Source organism: Robertmurraya sp. FSL R5-0851 (assembly GCF_038002965.1).
GTDB lineage: Bacteria > Bacillota > Bacilli > Bacillales > Cytobacillaceae > Robertmurraya_A > Robertmurraya_A beringensis.
The window spans coordinates 384,816-410,669 of sequence record NZ_JBBOOE010000002.1 but is presented as its reverse complement, the minus strand read 5'-3'; the positions used below and the strand labels follow the sequence as shown (position 1 = coordinate 410,669).

At 36.2% G+C, this 25,854-nt stretch carries 23 protein-coding genes and 2 pseudogenes; 14 read left to right on the top strand and 11 right to left on the bottom strand.

All coding sequences use genetic code 11. From position 1 onward, the window contains the following. Nucleotides 1–4 precede the first annotated feature (4 nt). Together MKX65_RS26250 and MKX65_RS26245 are read left to right on the top strand one after the other, a co-directional pair. Nucleotides 5–742 (top strand): hypothetical protein, encoded by a 738-nt coding sequence (locus tag MKX65_RS26250; protein ID WP_340906791.1) that lies wholly within the window; start codon nt 5–7, stop codon nt 740–742. Between the two features lie 215 nt (nt 743–957). Then, complete coding sequence (locus MKX65_RS26245; protein ID WP_340906790.1) at nt 958–1,623, top strand: hypothetical protein; 666 nt, start codon at nt 958–960, stop codon at nt 1,621–1,623. Nucleotides 1,624–1,861: 238 nt separating this feature from the next. Here the strand turns inward: MKX65_RS26245 and MKX65_RS26240 are convergent, their stop codons facing one another. Then, complete coding sequence (locus MKX65_RS26240; protein ID WP_340906789.1) at nt 1,862–3,553, bottom strand: methyl-accepting chemotaxis protein; 1,692 nt, start codon at nt 3,551–3,553, stop codon at nt 1,862–1,864. A 578-nt stretch (nt 3,554–4,131) separates the two neighbouring features. Here MKX65_RS26240 and MKX65_RS26235 point away from each other — a divergent pair. Then, entirely contained in the window at nt 4,132–5,106 is a 975-nt protein-coding gene (locus MKX65_RS26235; RefSeq protein ID WP_340906788.1) for a F510_1955 family glycosylhydrolase, read from the top strand. A gap of 173 nt (nt 5,107–5,279) precedes the next feature. On the opposite strand, the pseudogene MKX65_RS26230 reads toward MKX65_RS26235, so the two are convergent. Beyond that, nucleotides 5,280–6,722, bottom strand: a pseudogene (locus MKX65_RS26230) (multicopper oxidase family protein); the annotation flags it as partial. A gap of 205 nt (nt 6,723–6,927) precedes the next feature. Here MKX65_RS26230 and MKX65_RS26225 point away from each other — a divergent pair. Genes MKX65_RS26225 through MKX65_RS26210 form a run of 4 tightly spaced genes read left to right on the top strand, consistent with a single transcriptional unit; the run spans nt 6,928 to nt 9,884 of the window. Beyond that, nucleotides 6,928–7,458, top strand: a complete 531-nt coding sequence (locus MKX65_RS26225; protein WP_340902976.1) for a DUF6431 domain-containing protein — start codon at nt 6,928–6,930, stop codon at nt 7,456–7,458. 44 nt (nt 7,459–7,502) lie between these two features. Then, on the top strand, nt 7,503–8,858 hold the full coding sequence (locus MKX65_RS26220) for a DDE-type integrase/transposase/recombinase (protein WP_160549917.1): 1,356 nt from the start codon (nt 7,503–7,505) through the stop codon (nt 8,856–8,858). Beyond that, on the top strand, nt 8,851–9,651 hold the full coding sequence (locus tag MKX65_RS26215) for an AAA family ATPase (RefSeq protein ID WP_197197386.1): 801 nt from the start codon (nt 8,851–8,853) through the stop codon (nt 9,649–9,651). Before MKX65_RS26220 ends, MKX65_RS26215 begins: the two co-directional genes overlap by 8 nt. Next, nucleotides 9,648–9,884: a DUF5348 domain-containing protein gene (locus MKX65_RS26210; protein ID WP_340902974.1), complete on the top strand. Its 237-nt coding sequence runs from the start codon at nt 9,648–9,650 to the stop codon at nt 9,882–9,884. The genes MKX65_RS26215 and MKX65_RS26210 overlap by 4 nt, the downstream gene beginning before the upstream one ends. Nucleotides 9,885–9,888: 4 nt before the next feature. On the opposite strand, the gene MKX65_RS26205 is transcribed toward MKX65_RS26210, so the two are convergent. Together MKX65_RS26205 and MKX65_RS26200 are read right to left on the bottom strand one after the other, a co-directional pair. After that, nucleotides 9,889–10,134: a hypothetical protein gene (locus MKX65_RS26205; RefSeq protein ID WP_340906787.1), complete on the bottom strand. Its 246-nt coding sequence runs from the start codon at nt 10,132–10,134 to the stop codon at nt 9,889–9,891. Between the two features lie 264 nt (nt 10,135–10,398). Next, nucleotides 10,399–11,493 (bottom strand): D-alanyl-D-alanine carboxypeptidase family protein, encoded by a 1,095-nt coding sequence (locus tag MKX65_RS26200; protein ID WP_340906785.1) that lies wholly within the window; start codon nt 11,491–11,493, stop codon nt 10,399–10,401. Nucleotides 11,494–12,020: 527 nt separating this feature from the next. Between MKX65_RS26200 and MKX65_RS26195 the strand changes: the two genes are divergently transcribed. Continuing rightward, complete coding sequence (locus tag MKX65_RS26195) at nt 12,021–12,530, top strand: GNAT family N-acetyltransferase (RefSeq protein ID WP_340906783.1); 510 nt, start codon at nt 12,021–12,023, stop codon at nt 12,528–12,530. 116 nt (nt 12,531–12,646) lie between these two features. After that, nucleotides 12,647–13,171: a thiol-disulfide oxidoreductase ResA gene (gene resA / locus MKX65_RS26190; RefSeq protein WP_340906782.1), complete on the top strand. Its 525-nt coding sequence runs from the start codon at nt 12,647–12,649 to the stop codon at nt 13,169–13,171. 267 nt (nt 13,172–13,438) lie between these two features. Here the strand turns inward: resA and MKX65_RS26185 are convergent, their stop codons facing one another. The 3 genes from MKX65_RS26185 to MKX65_RS26175 all read right to left on the bottom strand — a co-directional run bounded on the left by MKX65_RS26185 (nt 13,439) and on the right by MKX65_RS26175 (nt 16,349). Further along, nucleotides 13,439–13,852, bottom strand: coding sequence for a cupredoxin domain-containing protein (locus MKX65_RS26185; RefSeq protein WP_160548885.1), 414 nt, complete (start codon nt 13,850–13,852; stop codon nt 13,439–13,441). Nucleotides 13,853–14,278: 426 nt separating this feature from the next. Next, nucleotides 14,279–14,845 (bottom strand): TVP38/TMEM64 family protein, encoded by a 567-nt coding sequence (locus MKX65_RS26180; protein WP_340906780.1) that lies wholly within the window; start codon nt 14,843–14,845, stop codon nt 14,279–14,281. Nucleotides 14,846–14,984: 139 nt separating this feature from the next. Then, nucleotides 14,985–16,349 carry an ATP-binding protein gene (locus MKX65_RS26175; RefSeq protein ID WP_340906778.1) on the bottom strand — a complete coding sequence of 455 codons (1,365 nt, stop codon included), beginning with the start codon at nt 16,347–16,349 and terminating at the stop codon, nt 14,985–14,987. A gap of 421 nt (nt 16,350–16,770) precedes the next feature. On the opposite strand from MKX65_RS26175, the gene MKX65_RS26170 reads away from it, so the two are divergent. From MKX65_RS26170 to MKX65_RS26160, 3 genes are all read left to right on the top strand, one after another. Continuing rightward, a complete protein-coding gene (locus tag MKX65_RS26170) occupies nt 16,771–17,685 on the top strand; it encodes a F510_1955 family glycosylhydrolase (protein WP_340906776.1) in 915 nt (304 codons plus the stop codon). Between the two features lie 147 nt (nt 17,686–17,832). Next, on the top strand, nt 17,833–18,024 hold the full coding sequence (locus MKX65_RS26165; protein ID WP_340906775.1) for a DUF2187 family protein: 192 nt from the start codon (nt 17,833–17,835) through the stop codon (nt 18,022–18,024). Between the two features lie 427 nt (nt 18,025–18,451). Next, entirely contained in the window at nt 18,452–18,607 is a 156-nt protein-coding gene (locus tag MKX65_RS26160; RefSeq protein WP_340906773.1) for a hypothetical protein, read from the top strand. Between the two features lie 9 nt (nt 18,608–18,616). Here the strand turns inward: MKX65_RS26160 and MKX65_RS26155 are convergent, their stop codons facing one another. Both MKX65_RS26155 and MKX65_RS26150 read right to left on the bottom strand, forming a co-directional pair. After that, entirely contained in the window at nt 18,617–20,044 is a 1,428-nt protein-coding gene (locus MKX65_RS26155; protein ID WP_340906957.1) for an MATE family efflux transporter, read from the bottom strand. A gap of 88 nt (nt 20,045–20,132) precedes the next feature. Continuing rightward, a complete protein-coding gene (locus MKX65_RS26150) occupies nt 20,133–20,894 on the bottom strand; it encodes a hypothetical protein (protein ID WP_340906772.1) in 762 nt (253 codons plus the stop codon). A gap of 268 nt (nt 20,895–21,162) precedes the next feature. Between MKX65_RS26150 and MKX65_RS26145 the strand changes: the two are divergent. Next, a pseudogene (locus tag MKX65_RS26145) lies at nt 21,163–21,381 on the top strand (glutaredoxin family protein); the annotation flags it as partial. Between the two features lie 225 nt (nt 21,382–21,606). Here MKX65_RS26145 and MKX65_RS26140 read toward each other — a convergent pair. Next, a complete protein-coding gene (locus MKX65_RS26140) occupies nt 21,607–23,619 on the bottom strand; it encodes a LysM peptidoglycan-binding domain-containing protein (protein WP_340906771.1) in 2,013 nt (670 codons plus the stop codon). A gap of 676 nt (nt 23,620–24,295) precedes the next feature. Here MKX65_RS26140 and MKX65_RS26135 point away from each other — a divergent pair. Further along, nucleotides 24,296–24,889 (top strand): cell wall hydrolase, encoded by a 594-nt coding sequence (locus MKX65_RS26135; RefSeq protein WP_160547483.1) that lies wholly within the window; start codon nt 24,296–24,298, stop codon nt 24,887–24,889. A 281-nt stretch (nt 24,890–25,170) separates the two neighbouring features. Here the strand turns inward: MKX65_RS26135 and MKX65_RS26130 are convergent, their stop codons facing one another. Then, nucleotides 25,171–25,683, bottom strand: coding sequence for a hypothetical protein (locus MKX65_RS26130; protein ID WP_160547484.1), 513 nt, complete (start codon nt 25,681–25,683; stop codon nt 25,171–25,173). Between the last annotated feature and the right edge of the window lie 171 nt (nt 25,684–25,854).

The following is a 25,854-nucleotide window of genomic DNA, read 5'->3' as shown; positions in this document are numbered from 1 at the left end:
TTATATGAATGAAATTATTCAATTAAGCCCATTTATGGTGAAATATCAACTGATTGCAGTTCTGCTTAGTGCTGTAATAGGCTATTTCCTATTAAGGTACAAAATGAACAAATTGAATATTGAACCTGAAGTGTTCTCTGATGTACTTGCTGGTACTCTATTTATAGGAATTGTTGTCTGGAAATTTGGCGGTGTCTTTTTTAATCCTAGTGTTTTGTGGACAAATCCATTATCGATTCTGTTTATTAGCGGTAGTGAAAAGACAATTATCTTTGCCATTTTTAGTTCGTGTCTGTATTTGGGCTATAAATTAAAGAAGGGCAATATGCCTTTTTATTATTGCTTTGATGTTCTTCCTTTCGGAATACTTCCTTTTGTGTTTATATATAGCCTTCTAGTTCCAGGTATTGGATTTGAAACCACCCTGCCTTGGGGAAAAAGCTTAGCAAATTCAGAAGTTAACTATCACCCAATTGGTTATTACCGTGCAGTGTTATTCGCTTTTTTAACTTTTTATATTTTGAGGCTCAAAGCTAACGTCGGTACGGGAATCAATTTTTCTCAATCATCCATTGGTATCGGTGCAATTGGCTTGCTTACATCCTTTTTTATTCACCAAGACATTGTCCTAATTGGCCTGTCTTTTAATCAATTGTTACATTTAATATTGCTTTTATTCGGAATTGCAGTATTTAAGTCCAATAAAACAGTGGAGAAGGACGAAACTCAGTTTATAAACTAAAAAGCACAGAATCTAGAGTCTCATATTAACATGGATATGGGAGACCGTAATAATATACTACAATGGGTTGTCAAAATTAATAAAACTATATAATAGCCTACAGGTAATAATCGGTAGCTTTATTCTAAAAAAGAGTCCACTGCATTTACTTACCATAAGAGTTTAATCCCAGATACTTTCAAATCCAATAATAGAAAAGGGGAGTTAGATTTTCATTGAAAACTTTGAAAAGAAATTTGGTTGTAGGGTTGTTTTCTATCATAGCAGTATACTTATTTTTCTTATCTCGCTCTGGATGGGACCCAATGCATGCTTGGAATCGAGCTTTTGCTGATGTTTCATTGTTATTACTATTATTGACTCTCGTGATTGGTCCTTTGGGCAAGATAAATCGATTCTTTATTTCTTATAGACCATGGCGCCGTGAAATGGGTATCTGGAGTGCGTTGACGGCAATTATTCATGTATATATACTATTCGATGGCTGGTTCCAATGGGAGCCTATCAGAACCATAGCAGGTTTTGATCAAGCTACAGGTCAATTGTTTTTTGATTCTGGGTTTACTCTTGCTAACCTTCTTGGTTTAATTGGATTGGTGTATGTGTTCCTCCTAACACTTATTTCGAATAACAAATCAGTGAAACTTCTGGGTAAGCCAGCATGGGATTATGTTCAGCAAAAGAGCAGCATATTATATATACTAGTAGTGGCGCATACTGCCTATTTTCTCTTTTTCTATCGAATCGGTAATGCCAACTGGTTTCAAAAACCGTTTCTAGTATTCGTTATTATCCTATTCTTAATACAATGGGGTGTTTTTTTTCTTACTGTATTAAGAAATCGAGCCAAGGCTAGAAAAGCTCTTGTGAATCAAGATTAAACTTCTAAATACGTTGTTATGTTAGCAATCTATGCTCCTTAACGAGTAGATCCATACAGAGGTAATATGTCATTATCATATGTCTACACTTTAGGAGATTACTTAATCCGAATTAAGGAGAATAGAAAGATTATCAAGGGAGAGAAAACTATTTAAGAATATAACTTATCGGATTTATAAGATTTAAACTAATAAGATTTTAGAAAAAAGAGGTGCTTCAGGGCACCTCTTCATTTTTTTAAATCTTAAAATTGTTTATTGTTTTTTGTAAAGTCTCGGACATATTACGTAATGAGTATGCTGAGCATGCTATATTCTCTAGACAAGTTAATTGTTGTTGAGAAGATAATGCAACTGTTTGAGCATTCCCTGCAGATTGATTGACAAGCCTTGCTACATTTTCCTCTGAAGCTGCCACTTGTTTGGTGGTCTTAAAGATTTGTTGAGAAGCAGTCGATACTTGTTGTGTTTGTTCTGCTACATCTTGAATAGCTGTGTAAATAGTTTGAAAGGCCTCACCCGCTTTGGTTACCATCAGCAACCCTGTGTTTACTTCTTTTGTCCCCCTGCTCATTACTTGAACAGCGGATACGGTATCGTCCTGTATCCCTTTAATAAGCTTAGCTACCATATCTGCAGATTCAGCCGATTGCTCCGCCAATTTGCGTACTTCATTTGCTACCACTGCAAAACCCTTTCCATGTTCCCCAGCCCTCGCGGATTCAATAGTAGCGTTCAAAGCTAATAATTGAGTCTGAGATGAAATATCGGTAATGGCATCGATAATTTCTCCTATTTGAGAAGTCCTTGATCCCAATTGTTCAATAACAGAGGCAATATTTCGGACGGATTGATCAATCAAATTCATTTGGTATACTGCCTTTTGTATTTCTTCATTGCCTTTATTAGCTTGTTGAGAGGCGCTAACGGATGAATTAGAAACCATAGTGGCCGTTTCAGCAATTCGTTGTACATCACTTGCAACTGCCCCCATAGCTTTTACACTCTCCTTTGTTCCTTCCAACGCTGCTTCAGATCGAATAGATACTTCCTGGACAGAGGCTGCTATTTGATTTGCTGACTCTGTTGTCTCCTTTGCAACTATGGTAAGTTCTTGGGAAGAAGCAGCTACTTCTGTTGAACTAAGGGCGACCTGCTGGATTAAACTATGGAGATTTTTCTTCATTTTATTAAAAGAAAGGGCTAGATCTCCAATCTCATCTCTATTATTAATCAGTAGGTCATCAATGGTTAGGTTTCCTTCCGCAATCTGTTCGGCTACACGGGCAATTTTCAAAACGGGTTTTGTTATAATCCTACCCATATAAAGTGCAATGAAAATACCTGATATAAGAGCTATTAAGCTAATAATTAAAGTTAGTATTTTTATATTCTTAACCTTTTGTGTTGTAGTCTGATGTTCCTTCTCTAACAGTTCCTCCTGTAAATTAGCCATTTCTGAGGCAGACCTCATGAATTCATCTCCATGCTCCGCACCTTGTTCAGAAGCAATGCGAGTATATTCCTCTTTATTGTTCTCTCTTTTAAGTGTGAGTAATTGAACTGTAGTTTCTGCATAATGAGCATTCATTTCATTCATTTCTACGAAAAGCTCTTTTTCTGCATCAGAGGATATGAGAGATCCTAGTGTGTTTTTTAATTCTTCATAGTCCTTTTCTGCATTTTGATAAGCTTTTAAATCCTCATCATTTCCAGTAAGAAGATAACTAATAAAAGACTTTTGCTGTCCATTTACCGTGGACATCATGTCTTTTGTTATCATTGCCTTTAGAGCGCGTTCATCCACCAGGTCACTATATAATTTATTAACAGAGGTAATTTCATATAATCCAATAGCTGAAACCAATCCTAACAGTAAAACTATTATAAAAAAACCGCCAAACATTTTCTTTTGAAGATTCATTTTCATATATGTTTTCTCCTTTATAGTATTTATCCTAAGAATATAATAAAAATGTCCAAAAAATATGAAGATAGTCACAATATTTCTTGGACGTTTGAGTTTAAAGTCCCGATTCATTCTCATAATATGGAGAAAAAATTAATACAAATAGAAAATGTAAGACTTTTATTAATCTACTTCAGTTGATGCAACGAGTGTTTTTTTTTATATAGGCTTCTATTGATTAAATATGTATTAGTCAAATAGTGAAGAATATTCGCCTGCACACTTTCTCGATAATTTAACGATATAGTAAAAATTAGTTTTAATTTGGGAATTGAAAGAATAAAAAGAACTTCATACAATGATGGTTACGAAAGAGTAAAAAGATTTTTGGTACTTAAGGATTTAACTTTCTTAGTGGGTAAGAAGTGCTAGGTGAGAAATATGTTATTAAAAATTAGATAAAAGTAGCATTGGAAGATTTAAAGGAAGGGGATATAACAATTAATAATAAAATTTAATGCTAGATAGGGCCTCTATTTCTATATAATGATTAGAGTTTGGAATTAAATAAATTTCGGAATAACTAGGAGATGACTAAAATGAAGAAAATATTAATTGCTTTAGGAGCATTTGCAATGATTACTGCATTAACAGCATGTAATCAGGAGGACACTGGAGAAGGACAAAGTAGTAATGAGCAAACAAAAGAGATTGAAAATTCTTCAACTAGTATTGCTTCCAATAATTTTTATGAGGCATTCGATGGAGATATTGACCATATCCATGGGATGGGATATGCAGGGAGTCAGGGTGCCGTTTATTTTGCAGCTCATGATGGTTTGAAGATTTTGGATAATGGAAATTGGTATAAGACAAAAGAAGAGAATAATGATTATATGGGCTTTAATGCTACTGAAAACGGATTCTACTCAAGTGGTCATCCAGGTTCTGATTCCACTCTACCAAATCCTGTTGGGATAATTCAAACGACTAATGGGGGTCAAACTTTGGAGTCCCTTACCCTTGAAGGTGAATCCGACTTTCATGCAATGGGAGTAGGTTTTAAAAATGAGACAATAGTATTATTAAATGGTCAAAAAAATTCATTGATGGAAGAAAATTCGTTCTATTTGAGTGAGGATAAGGCTAAAACGTGGAAAAAAGTCAGTGCAAAGGGGTTGGAAGACCAAATCTTAAGCATTGCCGTGCATCCAACAAATGCTAATTTAGTTGCGGCTGTAGGTATGCAGGGAGTATATCTATCTGAGGATAAGGCAGAGAGTTTTACCCTGATCAGTGAGGGACTACAAGGAACTTCAGTGTACTTTACAGAGGATGCCCTATTCTATGGGGGATATAATGGGAGCGCAGTACTTGTAAAACGAACGTTACAAGGAGGGACTGAAGAGGATTTACCGCTTCCTGAATTAAAGGAGGATGCGATCATGAACATTGCTCAGAACCCTCAAAAAGAATCAGAGATCTTTATTGTTACATTTAACGGTAATATATATCAGTCAACTGATGGATCAAATAAATGGAATCTACTTGTAGAGGATGGGAAGATTCAATAAAGTATGTCTTTTTGTTACACAAAAAATGCACTCTGAAAATATATTGAATAGCAATGCAAAAGCCTTCAGATATATTAAATACTGAAGGCTTTTGTTTGTAGCTAACTAATATTTGCTTTCATTTCTCTTAATATCAAAAAAAGCGGTCACTATTTAAGCGACCGCTAGTACTGTTATTCTGGTTTATTTCCAGCTTCTGGATCAGGTGTGAAGGTTGGCTTAAAGCCCTCATACGTTACTAACGTTACCATACCAGCTGAAGCATGATGCAAGTCATGACAGTGGAAAAGCCAGTTTCCTGGATTATCAGCCTTGAATGCAATTTCATATTCTTCACCAGGTTTTAAGTTAATTGTATCTTTTATGATAGGAGAGCCCTCGATTGGCTTACCATTTTTGCTAAGAACTTGGAAGAACTGTCCATGAAGATGCATTGGATGATCATCTGATTCCGAATTATTAACTAACTTAACCTTGACGTTGTCACCTTCTTTAACCACTATATTTTCTGTATCAGGGAAGGTTTTTCCATTGATGGTATACACCATCTCACTATTATCCATTTCTGTATTCAGATTCATGGTGTACTCTAAATCAAAGTTTTGGTCTAGCGTAAATTCTCCATCCTTTGCAACACCGTAATTAGTGAAAGTGAACTCTGGAAGGTTTTCACTTTGATTCGATTCATCAGTTGATTTCGTATTTCCTTCGTATTGAATCTTTGTTTTCATACCATCCGTGCCTTCCATGTCGCCGTGACATTCTAGGAACCATTCACCTGGATTATCAGCGACAAATTCAATATCATACCGTTCCCCAGGTGCAATTGTTAATAATTCATCCTCGATTTCCTGTGGTTCATTTAATTCTTGCCCATCGATAGCTACCACTTTAAACTTGTGTCCGTGTAGATGGAATTTGTGAGACATGAATCCTATGTTGGCTAGACGAATTCGAACCTTTTCGCCTTCCTTCACCTTAAGAGGCTCAATCAAATCCCCGCTTTTTCCATTAATGGTGAAGATGTCATAGCTATCCATACTGTGTTCCATTGCTTCCATGCCACCGTCACTACGATCTTCGTTTTCTTCTGAATTGTCTTCGGAACTCATGCCAGACATGTTGCTATGATCCATACCCTCCATATCTCCCATTTCTTCCATTGAAGCTTCATCTGGATTACTCATCCATTCATCAAGCATGAGAGTATAATCTCGGTCATATGTTGTTTCTTCAGGCTCAACGATAAAGGATCCATAAAGACCTTTATCAAGCTGTTTTACACCGTCCTGGTGAGTATGGTACATATATGTCCCTTTTACTGAGGCTGTGAACTCATAAGTGAATGTTTCACCAGGCTGAACAGCGTTTTGAGTTACGCCTGGTATACCATCCATCTCATTAGGAACTGGAAGACCATGCCAGTGTATTGATACAGGATCTGGCAATTCATTTTTTAATGTAATCTTTACTTGTTCACCCTCTTTAACACGTATTTGTGAACCAGGTACAGAACCATTAAAAGTCCAAGCATCTACTTTTACGTCAGTAGTTAATTGGTGATCTGCTTCTTTTGCAACCAATGAAATTTCATTGCCTGTCAGTACTTGTGTGTTTTTGACATCTTTAAATTTCCTAAAGTTGACGGTATTGCCTGTCCAGAATTAGTCGATTATAATGTCCGTATATAATTCGAAACATTTCGACATTTATTTTGGGGAAAGGAAAAGACGTCCCCCATAATGTATAACTGCGCCAACAGTTATACAGGAGACGTCCCACAAAAAAAGTATATGATTATTGTATCAGATTATCAGCTGATTGAAAACATACTTACTGGAGTTTTTAGTTAGGGGTGCGGGGAGGATTCCTTCCCCATGCTGCGGGAAAGACATGTTGGTTAGAGGTACAAAGAATCGAAAAGCCAAGGATCATACAGGTCAGAGTAAGACATATAACATCCGAAGATTGCAGTGCACCAATTGTCAGACCATTCATCATGAACTTCCAGATTTATTGATTCCTTATAAACGCTATGAGGCTGAATGTATCGAAGACGTTCTTACGAACCCGTCCACCCACATTGTTCCCGCCGATGATTCCACTCTTTCGAGATGGTACGGCTGGTTTCATCAATTTGTGGATTATTGGATAGGCTGTTTGAATTCCATCATGATCAGAACCAACCAAGGAAATATCCCCCTGGATGTCACGTCCAAATGTTCAGGGACCGCACTTCAAAGGATAGGACGCTTGGCAGGAGATGCCAATGGATGGCTAACAAGAATTGTCCGGCCCATCGTAAATATTAATTTATGGATACACACCCGTTCTGCATTCATTGTCCAATAACACCTGATTTACACTCGTGATAGACACAGAGAGGAGAGTGTATCATGAGGGAACATAAGAAATCAGAGGAATTGGCAGTGCAGCGTTTTCAGCTGATATCCCCTTTATTGGCAGAGGGGCTTGACGCTGGGAAGGTAAAGGAATTAAGAGACCAAATAGTGAAGGCCAGCGGTCTTTCAGAAAGAACCATCAGGCGATATTTGGCTCAATTTCAGGAAGATGGGTTTGGGGGACTAAAGCCACAAGGAAGAAAAGGTGCTCGTAAGTCTGAAGCTATCCCTCCTCATTTATTGGAACAGGCAATCCTTCTGCGTAAGGAAGTGCCAAGCCGGAGCGTAGCACAAATCATACAGATACTCGAGTGGGAAGGGTTGGCTGAGCCAGGACAGATCAAAAGGTCAACGCTCCAGGAAAAGCTCACTGAAAAAGGTTACAGCACACGGCATATGCGACTTTATTCCCAGACAGGAGTAGCTGCCAGGAGATTTCAGAAGCGACATCGCAACCAACTATGGCAATCAGATATCAAGTATGGCCCTTACCTGCCGATTGGTCCCAATGGAATGAAGAAACAAGTGTATCTTGTCGCCTTTATCGACGACGCAACCAGGTTTGTGCTTCATGCAGCTTTCTACCCTACATTGGATTCAAGGATCATTGAGGATTCCTTCCGTCAGGCCATCCAGAAGTATGGTGTTCCAGAGGCTGTCTATTTTGATAATGGAAAGCAATATCGAACCAAATGGATGTCGCGTACCTGCTCAAAAATAGGCACCCGCCTTACTTACACACGGCCGTACTCAGCTGAATCAAAAGGGAAAATTGAACGCTTCAATAGAATCATAGATTCATTCATCAGTGAGGCTGTCATCGAAAAACCCAATACACTTGATCGTCTGAATGAGCTTTTCCAAGTGTGGCTGACAGAGTGTTATCAGAATAAGCCTCATTCTGCACTTGGGGAGAAAATTAGCCCGGAAACGGCATTTCGTTCAGATAAGAAAGCGATTCGGTTCATCGATCCGGATACGTTGAGTAATGCATTTCTCCATTGTGAAACGAGAAAAGTCGATAAATCAGGATGTATCAGCTTCATGGATCAAAAATATGAGGTGGGCCTGGCATTCATTGGACGACAGGTTGAGGTTGTTTATGACCCTGCGAATATCAAGGAGCTGACCATTGAGTTCGAGGATCATACTCCTTGGAAGGCCAAAAAGCTTGTCATAGGGGAAAGAGCTGGGAAGCGTCCTGCATTACCTGAGCACCTACAGGTGCAGGATGTAGAATCTTCAAGACTATTAAAGGCAGCTGAACGAAAGAACCAAAAACGTCAAACTGAACAGAAACCTGCCGTGACCTTCCGTGCCGTTTGGAAGGAGGATGATTCTCGTGTTTGAAGCCTTCTATGAAATGGATAACACCCCTTTCGCCAGAGATCTTCCGACTGATCAATTGTATGATTCCTCCATGATGCAAGAAATCCTTGGAAGGCTGAAGTACACAGCTGAAAGACAGCTTTTTGCCGTTTTGAGTGGGGATAGTGGTACTGGAAAGACCACGACCATCCGTAAGTTTGTGGACAAATTGGATAAAGGGAAATTCCATATCCTTTACCTGTCCGACTCTAAATTAACACCTCGTCATTTTTACAAAGGTCTTTTGGAACAGTTAGGCTCCGAAGCGAAGTTTTATCGAGGAGATGCAAAACGGCAGCTTCATCGTGAGATTGAATTAATGAAAGGCATACGAGGGCTACAACCTGTGGTGGTAGTGGACGAAGCCCATCTTCTGGACCGGGAAATGCTTGAAGAGGTTCGTTTCTTACTGAACTTCAAAATGGATTCGCAAAGTCCGATGGCACTCATTCTCGTCGGTCAAAGTGAATTGTGGGATCGTCTTCGACTCCAATCCTACGCAGCGATACGCCAAAGAATCGATATCCAATTCCAGTTAGGACATCTCGATCGTGCCCAGGTTGAGGAATATGTTTCTAGGCATCTTCGTTATGCTGGAGTTGATCAACCAATTTTCTCTGACGGGGCGCTCGACGAAATCCATCGGTTTTCTGGTGGTGCCGCAAGGCTGATAAATAAACTCTGCACACATAGTCTACTCTATGGCTCACAAAATGGCCGAAGGATCATTGACGACCATATGATCAAGCAAGTCATACAGGGTGAGCTTTCATGAAAAGTCGCTGGAAAGAAATGAATTACAATGAAGAGTTGGATTGTTGGGTCGTGTTTTGGGGAGACAATTCTGGTTATAAGATGAGATGTGGTGAATGGTTTGATCTACATCTGGGAAGTGGGAAGACTCTTTCCTGCCGCTTGGAATTGGGCAGAGACTGGTATATCCTTACGGGTCGAAATGATGTTAGGTTCTACCTTAAGAAAAATGAGACGTATCAAGTTGATTTGTAAATCATTAGGGAAGCATGTGAACTGCTTCCCTTTCATTTTTGGACAGTGAATCCGTCAGTTTTAGGACAATCAACACCGTCAAGTTCTGGACATTGGAGAACGTCATTAACACTTGTGTACTGGTCGTCACTACTCCTGTAGTGGTTGGTTTTTCCTCACTTTTTGTCCCTTCATCAGTATTGCTCTGGTTAGAACATGCTCCTAATATAAGGACTAAGAAAAAAAGAAAAGCTACATATTTAAGCTTCATCGAAGCCACCTCCAATATTTTTCATATTGTTGATGGTAACAAAAATACATGCAGAAATTATGAATTTTCCACAAAAATTTAAAAGAGGGTAAAATACATAAAATTTATTTGAATTCTTCAATCAAGAACAAATAAAAGGAGAGGGGAGCGAGATAAACGCTCCTTAGTTGATGGGTAATGGAAAGCCTATTCAATTTTCTAAAAGGAATGATTGTTAGTTTATTCTTAAAAGAATTTAAATTAGAATCAAACCAATATTAAAAACTACCTATTTTGCTTTCTTTTTATTATAAGTAGGATAATCAAAGAAACTATTAACACCGTCAATGGTAATGTGTAGAAATTATTCATCATGGCTTTAATATTACTTTGTTTTTTGACTGTTTCTTTTTCTGGGTTACTCAATTGTCCCTGATTACGTAATAATTCATCTTCTTGGTTGACAGCTAAATTATTTGAATTCTCCTCAATTACTTTAAACCCACTATCTAACAGGTTAGTCATGTCTTTGTATGCTGTATCAGAATCCTTAGATTTTAGAAGTACGGCAATTAATTCCGTCCCCTTTTTTTTAGCTGAACCTACTAAAGTGTACCTTGCTTCATGAGTGAACCCATTTTTAATCCCGGTCGCTCCTTCATACAAATCAAGTAAAAGATTATGATTAACAATTTTCGGATCGCCTTCCCATGGTATCCCTAATTTTGAGGCATCAATCTTTTCATGTTCCATTAAGTCGTTTCTCCAGAAATGACTATCCCAGGTATACTGTTTATGTTGTACAATTTCTTTAAAAACATTGTTCTTCATTGCATATCGAGTAATAATTGCCATATCATACGCTGTAGTATAGTGATTGTTATTAGGGAGTCCACTTGCATTTGTAAATTGGGTATTATTCGCTCCAATTGATCTTGCAAAAGACGTCATTTTCTTTGCAAATTCCATTTCACTATTCGAGATGTGTTCAGCAATTGCTACAGCACCATCGTTACCAGAATGTAACATGATTCCATATAGTAGATCCTTTAAAGAGATTCTATCACCAGCTATTAATGAGAGACTGGTACCTTCCGTATTCTGTGCGTGTTCAGAAATTGTTACCGTTTCATTTATATCTCGTTCCTGAATAGCTATAATAGCTGTTATTATTTTGGTTATGCTTGCAGGAAATTGTTGTTTATTCATATTTTTTTCTATTATGATTTCACCAGTTTTACTATCTATTACTATATAAGAATCCGCATTTATTTCCTGATATGAATGCTCTTGAGCATAGATTCTTTCACTAAATATAAACAAAAATACAAAAATCAGTGTAATAACGATCAATGGTTTATTAATAATGTAGGCTTTCAATTTGATTCCCCCAAGTTTCTTTTGCTTTAATTAATTATTAAGATGAATGTTAAGTGAAACTAGACTTTAAATTTTTTAGAATTCTAGTAGAATGTATTTTTTTGTCTAGTAAATCTGTATGTACATTCTAGGGAAAATATGAACTAAAACTATATTAACTTCCTTTACTTTTTTCTAAGATAGTTTTTATTTAAATTTGGAAGGATTCCTATAGAAACAATACAACTTGTATTAATTATATTAATTTTAAATATGTTTAAAAATCCATAGTTTCTGCAAAAGTAGATGATATGATTAAAATCTAGGACACCCCCTTAAAGCACCCTTTATTTTTTGGGGTGCTTTTTCATTACAAACAAACAGTGAAAAAAATATATCCTATTTTGTTTCATAGGATGAAGAGCAATAAGTAGTGGACACTGGAATATTGGGTTGATATTTATAGATTTTTAGATTTTTTATCAGTATCTAAGACTTTATAATCCACTTATATTAAAAATTTGATTGAAAAAGAGGAGGGTATACAAATGGTAAAAATTCGAAAGGCTGCAAGCAATGAAGTTGAAATAATTCGAAGGGAAAGAGTTAAGGCATATGAAGAACATGAAAATAGTATACCTAAAGGGCATTGGGAAGCTCTAAAGAAAGCAATTTCATCGGACACTGACGAACAACCAGGTGTAGAACTATTAGCCGCTGAACTAGATGGTAAAATAGTAGGAAGTGTTGCTATATTCCCTTCAAAATCAGATGTCTATGATGGGTTTACTGATATGTTAGATTATCCTGAAATAAGAATGCTCGCTGTTAATGAGGAATATAGAGGTCAAGGGATTGCTGAAGCCTTAATAAAAGAATGCATAGTTAGAGTGAAAACGAAAGGTTACCAACATGTTGGTTTACATACAGCAGATTTTATGATAACCGCCATGAGGCTATATAATCGACTTGGATTTGTGAGGATACCAAAATATGACTTTCAGCCCGCGGATGATGGAATAATTGTAAAAGCCTTTCAACTATCAATCAAAGATTAAAAAAAGTAATTAGATAATATAACAAAGGGTACTTTGAAATCTGAAAGTCTTACTGGTTTGTGAAAAAATATTTTGTAATTGATTTTTATTGCATAGTGAGTAAGGAGAGGAGTTTCTTGAAAAATAAAAGACAAGTTTTCCGTACTGTTATTTTATGTGTTCTCTTATTTGCAGTTGTTTTTACAGTATATGCTAATTTCACTAAAGAAAAAGGCGATATTAAAAAAGGTTCGGATGCACCTGACTTTGTTTTACAAACACTTGATGGGAAGGAAGTAAGACTATCCGAATTAAAAGGCAAGGGAGTTTTTCTAAACTTCTGGGGAACCTGGTGTAAACCATGTGAAAAAGAAATGCCTTATATGGAGAACCAATATTCTAAATTCAAAGAGAAGAATGTTGAGATTCTTCCAGTAAATATAGGAGAGAGTGATCTTTCGGTTTCTACATTTGTCGAGAGGCATGGATTATCGTTTCCAATCCTTATGGACCGTAAAAGTGAAATAGTAGATTTATATAACATTGGTCCAATTCCAACCACTATTTTAATAGATGCCGAAGGAAAAATAGTTGATTCTATAACAGGTACTTTGACTGAGCAAGATATTATTAATCACTTGACATCCATTTCCCTATCATAAAAGAGAGAGGGTATCCAAATATTTAGTTGGATACCTTTTTCTCTTTATAGGATTTTTTTAATAACCATGTTACAAATTTTACTTCCATTACAGATGGCACACAGTGTAGGTAAACTTACTAATGGAAGAAAGGGTCAAAGAATCAGAATTTTACTTCCATAATAACCATAATAAATCCTTATATTTATTACATACAAAGAGCTACTTAACTATTATAGTATTAGTAGGATAAAACCCTTATGGATAACTAATACTGTTAAGTACAGTTTATACTACAATTAAGGTTGTCACCATGGTAGCGTGTCCATTACCACACGGAACACTACAATATATCTTATATTCACCTGGTTCTTCAGGTGTAAATGTCGCCATCCCATCTCCTTGAATATCAATATCAAATTCATCAATTGCTAGTCCATGATATCCTTCACTATTTGTAAGAGCAATGTTCACTTCTTCACCGGCTTTAACAGTAATTTCTGACTGATCAAATTCCCAGTTACTTGCTGTGATATTAATAGTTGAAGCATCCTGAGAACCCGTATCTTCTGATTGTTCACTTGTCTGATTTTCTGCAGTTTCTTCATTATTATTTGGCTCACTACTTTCATTTCCACTACATGCTGCAAGCAGTAAAACCAAACCTAAAAATAGTAGTGATAAGAACCCCTTTTTTTTCAAGCCAATTCCTCCCTTTTAACTTTTCAACGACAATCGTAATTAAAAAGTATCTATTTTTTATCGAAAAAGAGTGACAATTATGTGAACATTTACTTTTTAAACAAATTTATTTTTTGTTTGACGTGTTTTTTGAAGGAGGAATGGGAATTCAATCTTTTTTATTGTTTATGTAATGGAAATTTATCAAATTTTTCTTATACAAAACATGAGGATAATTTAATTTAATGGGGGAACTTGGTGAAATATTCAAAGATAACCAATAAATTTATTCTAACTATATTTATCATTTGGTGTGCTTTAAACAGTGGTTAGCGAGATATCAATTTTCTTTATGCTTCCGGAGGGGCCGGTGCTGTGGACAGAGCATCGGCTGTAGGCATACCAGGTATATGAGGATAATCTCGCTCGGGTTAAGGTAAAGTATTTTTAGGCATGCTTTCTTTTTCTTACCCAATAATACAAAGTGAATACTGAAAGTCCCAATACTAATGAGAAAATCTGCCACTCTGTACTTAAGTCAAGAAGTCTATCAACACTGTACGCTTCAATAAACAAAGCGGGTACTTTTCCTAATGTGCTAGCAAGGCAGAAAGATATTAGTGCCATTTTGCTGTATGCAGCAGCCAAGGTCACTACCCCGGAGGGAACAAAAGGCATTATTCTTAGGATTACTACCAAAAGAAAGGCCTCAACACCTTTTGTGGCTTGTAGCTTTTTTAATAGCTTATTGTTGAGTTGAACATGGCTTGTTAGTTTGGACAGTCCTTTTCGATAAAGGATAAAACTAATTATTGCTCCTACAGCTTCGCCTATTATGGATAGGATGAGACCTGATCTAAAGTCAAATAGAGTAATATTTGCAGCAGTAAGAAAGGCGCTCGGAAGCACACCCGAGACGGCAACAATGATATTTAGAGTCAAACTAATTAAGACTATAAGTATAGGATTTTTAGGTAACCACTCGAGTAAATATTCTTCCATTTCTATTTTCATTAACCCCTTTGTAACCACGGCGAATTTCGTCAGCTCAGCTCACAAACCTAGTATTGCGAATATTTTCATTAAATTGTTATATAAAAAAATAAGTCAATACTACATGGTTTAAGACAACAAACAATAAGCTTTCCATGTTTTAGCCCCTAAAAATCAAATTGAATTCCGTGCCTGAATTTTCTTTGCTCTTTACTTCAATAGTGCCACCATGTGCATGTACCAAATCTCTTACTATCGCAAGCCCGAGTCCTGTTCCTCCTAGAGAGCGGGTTCTGGACTTATCTACACGGTAGAAACGGTTAAAAATATAAGGAATATCTTCTTCTGGGATCCCTTTTCCATTATCACTAATCGTGATTTGGACTTTATGTTTTTTTCTGGAAACAATCAAATCTGTTCGGGCTCCTTCAGGAGAATACTTAATAGAATTATCAAGTAAATTAAAAATGATTTGTTCCAATCTAAGGGGATCCGCGAATAAATTGGCATCCTCAGTACAGAAAATATGGAGCGTCATATTCTTTTCACCAAAAGCGGGGGATAGCTTTTGATCAATTTTCGCTAAAAACTCCTCAATGTTAATTTTTTGTTTTTGAATAACAAATTGATTTTTGTCTATTTTTGCAAGTTCGAACAAATCCTTGATCAAATCGGATAGCCGTTTTGTCTCGTCAAGGATGATGTGAAGGTATTTTTGATTCTCTTCCTCTGAGAGTTTCCGTTTCAAAACTATATCTGCATAACCTTTAATATACGTTAACGGCGTTCGAAGTTCATGCGAGATGCTTGCAAGAAAATCATTTCGTTCACGTGTGAGATAATTAAGTTCCTTTGCGAGCAACTCAATTGATTTTCCAAGGTCACCAAGTTCATCATCTCCTGTTTTCGGAAGAGTGACTAGAAAGTTTCCTTTGCTGATTTTGGACGTAGCCTCTTTCATTTCAATTAGTGGTTTGGTAAGTGCTTTTGAAAGCAGAATGATAATAATAAAGGTTAATATGACCAATATCAATCCAGCTAAAAGGAAGTGGTCGTTCAAACGTTTGATTAACGTTTGGACAGATTCTGTGTCCTGGAACATATAAACATACCCTATGACCTGTTCATCTGTTTTTATTGGAGTTACTGTTGAAATATATGGTTTTTTCCTCCAATTCTCTTCGAGTATTCTCCCTTGGCGTGGAAGGCTCGTGGGTTGTTTCTTAATATATTTGTAAAAATGTTGACTCTCAGCCGAAGATGCCAAAATCTTATTGGAGGCATCAGTTATGACCACGTCAGTATCTGCTTCAGATTCCATTAGGGCAACATGGTTAAGAGTTGGTGTATCAAAATGCATTTCAAGAATGGCCCTATGAGAGTTTCCTCTAGTTTGTAATGCATAAATTTCCTCCTTAACCCTGGAATCAACCAATGCAGAATGAAGGAAAAAAAACATAAAAGTTTCGAGTCCGAAAATAATAAAGAAAAAGACAATACCTAGCTTAACTGAAAGCTTTTTCAAGAAAAATCACCCATTTCGTCATATCACCTTATTTTACTGTAAGATTTTCAAGAAATTATGCAGAAATTGTTATCAATTGATTATTAATATATATTTCAGTGTTATAAAGAAAGTTTTTCAATTGCATTAGAGTCGTTAAAACAAATATTTCTTTCTCCACATTTTCTCCAAAATTATACATTATAATGGATGTGCACTCACATTAATGAAAAATTCCTATACATATTTTTTAGTGGAAATTTCGGAACAATAAAACTATAAATACCGTGTTTACAGTTAAAGTTATTCTAATTAGATTGGAAAAATATAGATGAATTTCCGAATAAAGAACAGATCATTCTTTAAGCAAGTCTTTTTTGATTTTTTTTATGCCTTACAGGTATTGCTAGATTCTAAATAATAAACATAGGGAGATGTATAGATGAAAGTAGGGATTCTTTTAACAACTTTGATTGGCATCTTTTTAGTAGGTTGTACAAAAGAAAATACATTAATCTCCTCCTTTAAACCAGCAAAGGAAATAAAAATTAGCCATATACATGGTATAGGTTATGTGGGAAATGAGAGTGAGTTGTATATTGCAACACATGAAGGTTTAGTTAAATATGTTGACGATAATTGGTTTGAAGACAGATATAATAAACACGATTACATTGCATTTGAAGCAATGAGTAACGGATTTTATTCAAGTGGTTACGAATCTTCTAACTCAAACATCAAAACTCCACTGGGTATTGTAAGGAGTGTCGATGAAGGCAAATCTATAGAATTTTGGCAATTTTATGGTGAAACAGATTTTAGCCACCTCACTGCCGGCTACAATCAGCAAAGTCTATATGTCATTAATGAAATACCCAATCAAAAATTAAATAAAGGTCTGTACTACTCAGTTGATATGGGGGTTACATGGACACAAAGCCTACTCTATGGTCTTAACACCAAAGCAGTTTCAAGGATTGCTGCGCATCCTTCAGAACCTAATATTATTGCAGTTTCTACAAAAGAGGGTTTGTTCTATTCAAGTGATTTCGGTGATAATTTCAAGCTCCTTAGCGAACCAAATATGATTACAACTGTCTATGTAGAGGAAAACTCCCTTATTTATTCATCAATTGAAGGAGAGGATATTTTCTTGAATGAAATGAGTATGGATTCAAGTCAAGTAAGTAGGATTTCTTTGCCGGAACTTCTAAAAGAAAATCCAATAACAAATATATCTACAAACCCCAATAATAGAGAGGAAATTACTATTACAACATTAAGGGATGACATTTTCCTTTCATTAAACAGAGGAAAGGAATGGACCAAAATTTCATCATATGGAAAACTAGATTAAAACTTCATTTTAATTAAACTTTTATTTATACGTTTATTTGTCTTTAGCTGTCTATAAAATTCTCGACTCTATGTGGAGGTAAGGTAGGAAAACAATCAGGTGAAAATAGAAATAAAATTGTTTATTTCATTTTATAGGAGTGATTTCATGAAAAAAACTAAAGCAAAAATTAATGATCAGATTGAGTTTGTTAGAGAAGGTTACCTTTTAATAGGGTTAGTTGAAAGTGTGAGAGATAATAGTGTGATTGTTGAAATATCATATGACGATGCTAGTAAATTAAATTATGTAAATAATAAAACAGTGGTTAGTCATTCAAATTATATTGTTATTGAATAATTGGCTTTCTAAGAAGTAAGAAGGAGGATTTAGGTTTATTTATGTTATTTCAACCCCTATAACATCCTCATGCGCAGTATACAGCTCCAGACGATGATCGTATCCTCATGGTTAGTTCAGATTCATAATTTAGTACGATAATTTATAGGCTTACCAGAAAAACGCAAAACATAACTCCTTTGAATAAGAAAACCACCTAATACTGTGTATTTTCATTTGAGAAATAAATTGTGATCTCTTGTACATTACAAATAGGAAAGTAAATATCTTTAAGAAAACGGTAAGAAGAAAGAGTTCGTACTCGATTCCTTTAATATTTAAACATTTTGATTTAGATAGATATGTTCGGAGATACAACAGGGACATTTAAACAGGGAAAAAAGCAGGAGCAAAAGGCTTTTTGCCTGGGGAGAGTTACCACTAGCCAATGCGGTATTTCTTGATTTATTTAGCCAAACTAATAAGTTTCGTATCCATTGATAGTAGATACAACGGCCGTTTAATAAAGAAAATCACTGCTGTCACAAGTCCGCTTCGTACTGAAATGGAATTGACAGCAGTCTGGTTTGGTGTTGGAACTTAACCGATATTTTTAATAGTTGTTAGCACATGAAGACATATTTTCCTTTGTTGATTGTGGATGGCAGTGTGCCTCGGGCTCTGGAGCATCTCCAAGCCTAACCCATTTTCCGCTTTTAAATTTGACCATCAAGACGATTGCACGAAAGGCAATATCGAGACCTATTGCAATCCATACTCCTGCAAGTCCCCATTCAAATCTAATACCGAGTAAATAGACTAGAACAGTACGAACGGCCCATATTCCGACAGCCGTTAGGTACATAGGGTATTTAGTGTTATTCGCACCCTGGAATGCTCCCGTCAAAACTAACAGGATAGCCAAGAAGGGCTGGAAAATACCTGAAATCTTTAGAGCAGTACCGATATCATTGATAACGGCCTGTTCTTTTGTAAAGAAGGATGCCGCCCAGTCGCCGAGGAAGAATAGCAAAACCCCAAGAACAACCATTGAGCTAAAGGCTAGATAAGTCGAAAGCTTAGTGTAATTTTTGGCCTCTTCATAATTTCCTGCTCCTATTTGCTGACCGACAAGGATAGTCGTTGCAGTAGAAAAACCATAGCCAATCATATAAGAAAATACCTCAACATTTCCTGCAATTTGATGAGCAGCAAAAGCATTGGTACCCAGAGCAACTACAAACCCAAAATATACAATTTGACCTGCTCTCATTAATAACCGTTCACCCGCTGCTGGAGTTCCGAGGGTCATAAGTTCCTTCAAGTGAACTTTATCTGGCTTCCAGTAATCCCTACGAAAAACAAGTACATTTGAACGGTTTATATAGAAAAATAGAAGAACACTTCCCACAAATCTTGAAAAGACAGTTGATAAAGTTGCACCAATTATCCCCATTTCCGGGATAAACAAAAAGCCAAATATTAGCACATAGTCGAGAAAAGCATGCAGGACATTTATAATAATGCTGACGTACATAGGAGAACGTGTATCCCCTGCTCCTCTTAATATAGCGCTCATGACAAACATCAATGACATAAGGATTGATGAAATACCGACAATTTTAAAGTATAAGGAACCAACCTCCAGTACATTCTCTTCAATTCCCATCAGTTTTAGCAACGGTTCCGAAAAAAATAGTGTAAGGACGCCAGTAAGTAAACCGCACAGAATGGCTAATAAAATCGATTGCTGTGAAATGTGGCGGGCTTTTTCTGGAAGATTTGCTCCAAGGAAATTGGCAATTCGAACATTTGCAGCTACCCCAATGGCCATGAATAGGGCAAAATATATTGCAAGAATGGCATTGGTTACCCCAACAGCAGATACCGCAGCCAAGTCAATTTTTGAAACAAAAAACGTATCAACAAAGCCAAGGGCAGTTTGAAAGAAATTTTCGATTACAGCTGGTATGGCGAGGATTATAATTAGTTTCAGCCGGGATTTATCAGTGTCTGCTTCCATAACTTTTTTGGAATTCATATGTCCCTTCAAGATCTATCCTCCTTTTTGTCAGGAAAATAAGTATTATTAACATTAAGAAAAGCAAACAGGTGCCAGGTGTGCTTTTCTAGATTAGTTCATGAGGAACAGGGATCACAAAAGGAACCGTATACAAGTTACCCTTAAATTTAAATTGCCCCCACATCTTATAAATACCAGGTGCTGGAAATGAAGTCGTGTATGAGACAGTTTGCTCTATACTGGTTTCATCAGTAGGGTGAACATGCAAGAAAATTTCTAAATCTTCGCTAACAATCACCACGTGACCTGCAGAACCAAGATATGTTTCAAGTTCAATTGGTTCCATACTATTAGCATCTTTTACTGTAAAAGCCATCTGTAAATGTTGGTGTGCTGTCAAAGCCTTAAATTTAAGCTCGAAGTGCAAGTCATTAACTGTTTTATTAAATTCTTTGTCTGGTATAATCATCTCTTTGGTTTCTTTACCTGTGGTCTGTATATCAAAAGTTGCTAACTGCTGGGAGCCATTTTCCGGCATGAAGTCTGCAAATAATCTATAACTGCCTGCTTTAGGGAATTGAGTTTTCACCACAAATTGCCCCTCACCCCTGTACTCAGGATGAAGGTGCTGAAAGGATGACAGGTCTTTACTTATTGCTAATAAATGCATTTGTTTCTCATGAATAACAGCAAAGGAAGTAGCAGAATATCCATGTTTGTCTTTAATGGTTATGGAGATTTCTACATCTTTGTTAGGTATGGTTTTTTCAGGATAGACCTTCCATTCTACATTTAATTCGCTATCAATACTGTAATCATTGTGTTTAAGATCAATTTTGTTATGATCATGTCCGTGTTCTACATTCATATTTATCACCTCTTTTATAGCATGACCGTTAACTTCTATTGTAACTCCACTTAATTCAATTTCTCTTGACCTTTAACTTGTATTTCTGGACAAGATGTATAAGAAAGAATGGGGGTACATAAAGGTGGCCTCTGAACAATGCCCCTTTTTTAACAGATGAGTATTTCCCATTTATAAATCAATAATAATAATAGGGAAAGGAGTGTTAAGGATGTCAAAGATGTCGATTGAATTATATACAAGACCAACTTGACTAGATTGTAAGGTAGCGAAGGAGTTTCTTTCGCAACACCATATTGCTTACACTGAATATGATCTTACAATACTCCCTGAAAAAGAAGCAGAAATGATTGATCGTACAGGTGTGCGAATTGTTCCTGCTTTTATTTTAAAAAAGAAGGGATTTTCCGGTTTGTTTAACAAAACACAAATATTTATTGGGTTTGAAATAAATCAACAGCAAATTGAACAACTGCTCCTTACGTAATTTTTTTTCTAAAAGGCTGAGTTTAACTATTACGTCTGGTAAGTAGTTGGTTATTTACAACCTATAAAAATGGAGATAAACGTTCCCGATATTTAATTGAGATTTTAGAAGAATTTTGTATTTTTTTCTCACTATTGATAGGTAACTGGGAATTGGAAGAAGAAAATTCAGAAAACGACCCTTACAAAGAAGAACTCCCTTTTCGAAGGGAGCTCTTCTTTGATTTTATCTTAGGCCTGCTGCCCGCTCAACTTGGGCTTGATGAGAGGCGTCGGGTTTCCCATCTACGTGACGTGTAGAGTTACTAAAATACACATCGAAATGCCCGGTTATACCGTTATTAGCGATATATTCACGATCATGAGGCATAAAGCTCATGCTAGCAGCAATTTTTCTACCTTCTATTTCGAGAATAACAGCTCTAGGTGTCCATGAATAACCTCCCCATATAGACTTAGCAATGTTAGTGTCATTAATGGTAGGCGTTTCACTGTCAGCATGGTTTGCACCAATAGTGCGGGTAATATTGAAAAACTTCCCTGTTGCCAAATCTGTAACCTTTACTGTTTTTCCGATAGTGAAAACATACTGGGCCTCGGTCCACCAATCCAAAAATTCACCGTGCTTTTCGCTTACAACTGGTTTTACGGCAATATTATGAACTGGAATTTTAAGCCTCTGTCCTAATGTAAGCATACTGGTGATCGTTAAATTATTTACTCGTAAAAGTTCACTCTGTGGAATTCCGTAACGGACACTTAAGTCCCAAATATTATCCCCTGATACTACAGTGTGTGTTAAATAGGTCAATGTATTTTCGCTAGTTTGAGCTGGTGCATTAATGCCGTTTGGTATGGTTAAAGCTTGTCCTACCTGTAAGATATCTGAGTTCAAGTTATTGGTTGAACGAATATTATCAACTGATACTCCAAACCGTTGGGCGATAACAGAAAGTGTATCTCCTGATCTCACAGAATAAGTAAACGTATTTCGTTCTTCGGTATTAGTAATCGGAGTTGGCGTTTTAGTTTCATTAGGTTCAAGACTTGGTGTTGGTTGTGTCTCGTTTGTTCTTGTTGGTATGTTGAGTATTTGCCCAATTCGCAATAAATCGGTTCCTAGATTATTTGTACTTCTAATAAGTGCGACGGTAGTTCCAAATCGTTGCGCGATATTCCATAAATTGTCCCCTGCGACTACTGTATATGTTGATGGGGCAGTTGGTGTAGCTTGTTCATTCGCACCTGCTGGAATTTCAGTTGTTGTATTCCTACTAGGTATGACTAAGACCTGCCCAATTTTTAATAAATCCGTTGTTAAGTAGTTAGCACTTCGCAATGCCTCTACTGTCGTTCCAAAACGCTTTGCAATCACGGATAAACTGTCTCCTCCAACAACCGTATAATTCCTGGTAACCTGTTCCGGGATAGGTGCTGTTGGTGCAGGTGTGTTTGGGGGTAGTGTCAAGGTTTGTCCAATTGTCAACAAGTCAGTAGTTAAATTATTTGTAGCACGTATAGCTTCTAATGTTGTACCAAAGCGTTGAACAATGGAATATAAAGTGTCACCGGCGACCACAGTATACGTATTTGTTTGTGTGGGTTGTGTAGGGGGCGAAGTTGTTGGTTGAAGTATAGTTTGTCCCTCAATCAACACTGGGATAATCAATACTTGCCCAAGCTGGATACTATCACTAGTTAAACGATTGGCTTCCTTAATAGCATTAACCGTAGTTCTGTAGTCTCTTGCAAGTACTGTTAAATAGTCACCTTTTTCTACTTTATGGAATGCTTTTGGAATAATCAGTCTCTGATTAAGTTGTAAGATATCAGAAGTTAAACTGTTTGCTCGTTTAATATTATTAACCGTTGTATTAAAATTCCTCGATACACTCCAAAGGGTGTCACCAGAATTAACCTGATAATATATCGAGCCATCTTGTGATACTTGATTAGTGGATGCTGTAGAAGTGGCTGCTTGTACAGAAGATTCATCCCCACCCATTAAAGGAAGAGATGTAACTGCAATTCCACCAATGATAACTTTTACCATCGTAACCTTGATATTAGGGTAGCGTTCTCCAATAATCTGTTTTGCTAGCGCAACTACATCTTTTCTTTCTCTAGGTAACGTGCCTAATTCATTAGCAAACTCCGATAAGTGATCGGCTAAGTAAATAACAATTTCGTACTCGTCATTTTTTATCAACCTAATCTCATACCTCTTGTATTTGTCCATACTGTCTCCAGCTCCTTAAAATAGTTTCTTAAAAAATTACACAACTCATTCTTCTTTAAGTGAATTTCTCAGCACAAATAATAATTTAGCCACCTGTACGGATATAAGATTGATTGAGAGATAGCAGTTAATTAAATATGAACGCCAATATCTAAAGGTATCTTCAGTTAAATCCTATGAGAGAAGCATAATTATTTTAAGGTGGAAGGAGCATATATAGTTATTTAATCAAAATATTCGCCTAAAGCTATTTGTTGTATTTAGGGAGATAGGGGAGAAGTATTTAAAAGGCATAAGCTCCTTGCAAATCTGTCTTTTGAAACAGTGTGAAGAAAAGCTTCTATAAGGGGAAAATTAAAATGTTAGTGTTGGAAGTTCGATTGTTACTTGTAAAGAAGGGTGGCAAATGCGAATGAAGATGGTGATAATAACAAATAACATTCAGTTGTTACAATGCATTCACAGTTGTAAAATTTAAACCAAAATTATACTAAATAGCAAACTTTTAGGTGAAAATAAATATGTGGAGAATATTTCCTAAGGATATATTAATACTTTACTAGCCTGGGTTTGGATGGACTAGATTGCCCACTTCCATTTTTTGTACAAACAATAGGAATGTTACATCTGATAGCCTAATAGTAGACAGAGAAACGACTACTAGGAGGTTATTGACTTGAATAAATTTAAAAAACTGATAGTAGCAGCTGGACTTATGTTATCCATTTCATCATTTACATTAACAAATCAAACTGAGGCTGCAACAACATATACAGTTAAATCTGGTCAAACATATTGGAAAATAGCTACAGGTTTCGGCATTCCTTTAAATAGTTTAATGAGTGCAAATAATAGTAAGCCACTTATTGCAGGACAAAATATAACACTACCAAACTCTCCAATTTCAGCAGCAGATAAAGATTTAATGGCACGTTTAGTTCGTGCAGAGGCTGTAGGTGAACCGTACGCTGGAAAAGTGGCAGTAGCGGTTGTCATTCTTAACCGTGTAAAAAGTGACCAGTTCCCTAATTCGGTCCGTGGAGTTATTTATCAAATATCAAATGGATATTATGCGTTTACTCCTGTAGCAAACGGTGAAATTAATAAGCCGGCTGATGCTGAATCCAAAAGAGCTGTTAATGAAGCAATTGCCTTAATGGGTAAAGGTGGGGGCTCATTGTTTTTCTATAATCCTGATACTTCTACAAATTCATGGATATTATCTCGACCTGTGACAGCTAGAATTGGAAATCATGTTTTTGCAAGGTAAGAATAATGTATTAAAGGGGACAATCTTAAAAGATTGTTCCCTTTTTAAAAATTCATTTCATTTTATTCACGAGTTTTAATACATAAAATTTACCTTTACTTTAAATACGAAATACTATCAAATAGGTTGGCCCTATTTGGCTTACCGTATTCTAACTTAATCCTTCATACTTTAATATAACTTTAACTTAATTGGGGACTATGTGTTGGAAATATAAAGTAAGAGGCACTCCCTAGATAAGAGGGAGTATAGGATAAGTGGTCTTAACTTATCAAGATTTATTAATCCATTAACAGATGTTTGTGACGGTTTATTATGTTTTGCTGTGCTTCTTTAGAAGACATAGGTGGTTCTTGGTTAAATGATCTAGTGATAAAATTCGAATACAACTCTTGAAGCTTTCCTTGTTGTAAAGACATTTCCTTGTGGATTGCTTTTACATTAGGATTCTTCATCATTAGCGCAGACATGAAGTTCATATTGGACATATTTTGAGCGGTAGCTCTTCCTTCAATAGCTATAGGTTTATCTTGTTCAGAAGTAGATCCTTCAAGAGAGGATGGAACTATTTCAAATTGAATAGGTTCAAGTTTTACTTCTTTTGTTCGATTTGGATCTAGGAGTTCTAGCATTACTCTGACATGATCCAACATAACCATATATTGCTTTTGAATGATTTGTTTTAAATTAAGATTCTTTGTTTGGTAATAGTAAATTCTTAGTTTATATAAAACACCTTCATGAGTTGTCAAATGTTCGTTTATTAATTGAACATCGATCGCAGGTATGATCAACTTTAAGCCCCTCCAATTATTTAATGTATAGGTATACATCTATAGCCTATGAAGGACTTTTATTTTCGTTCATATACATATATAGTATCCCAATTTGAGTTTGTTAAGGATTCTTATGCCTTTATTGAAGTTATTGAACTAAGAAAAAAACGAGAAAACTTATGTAGGAAT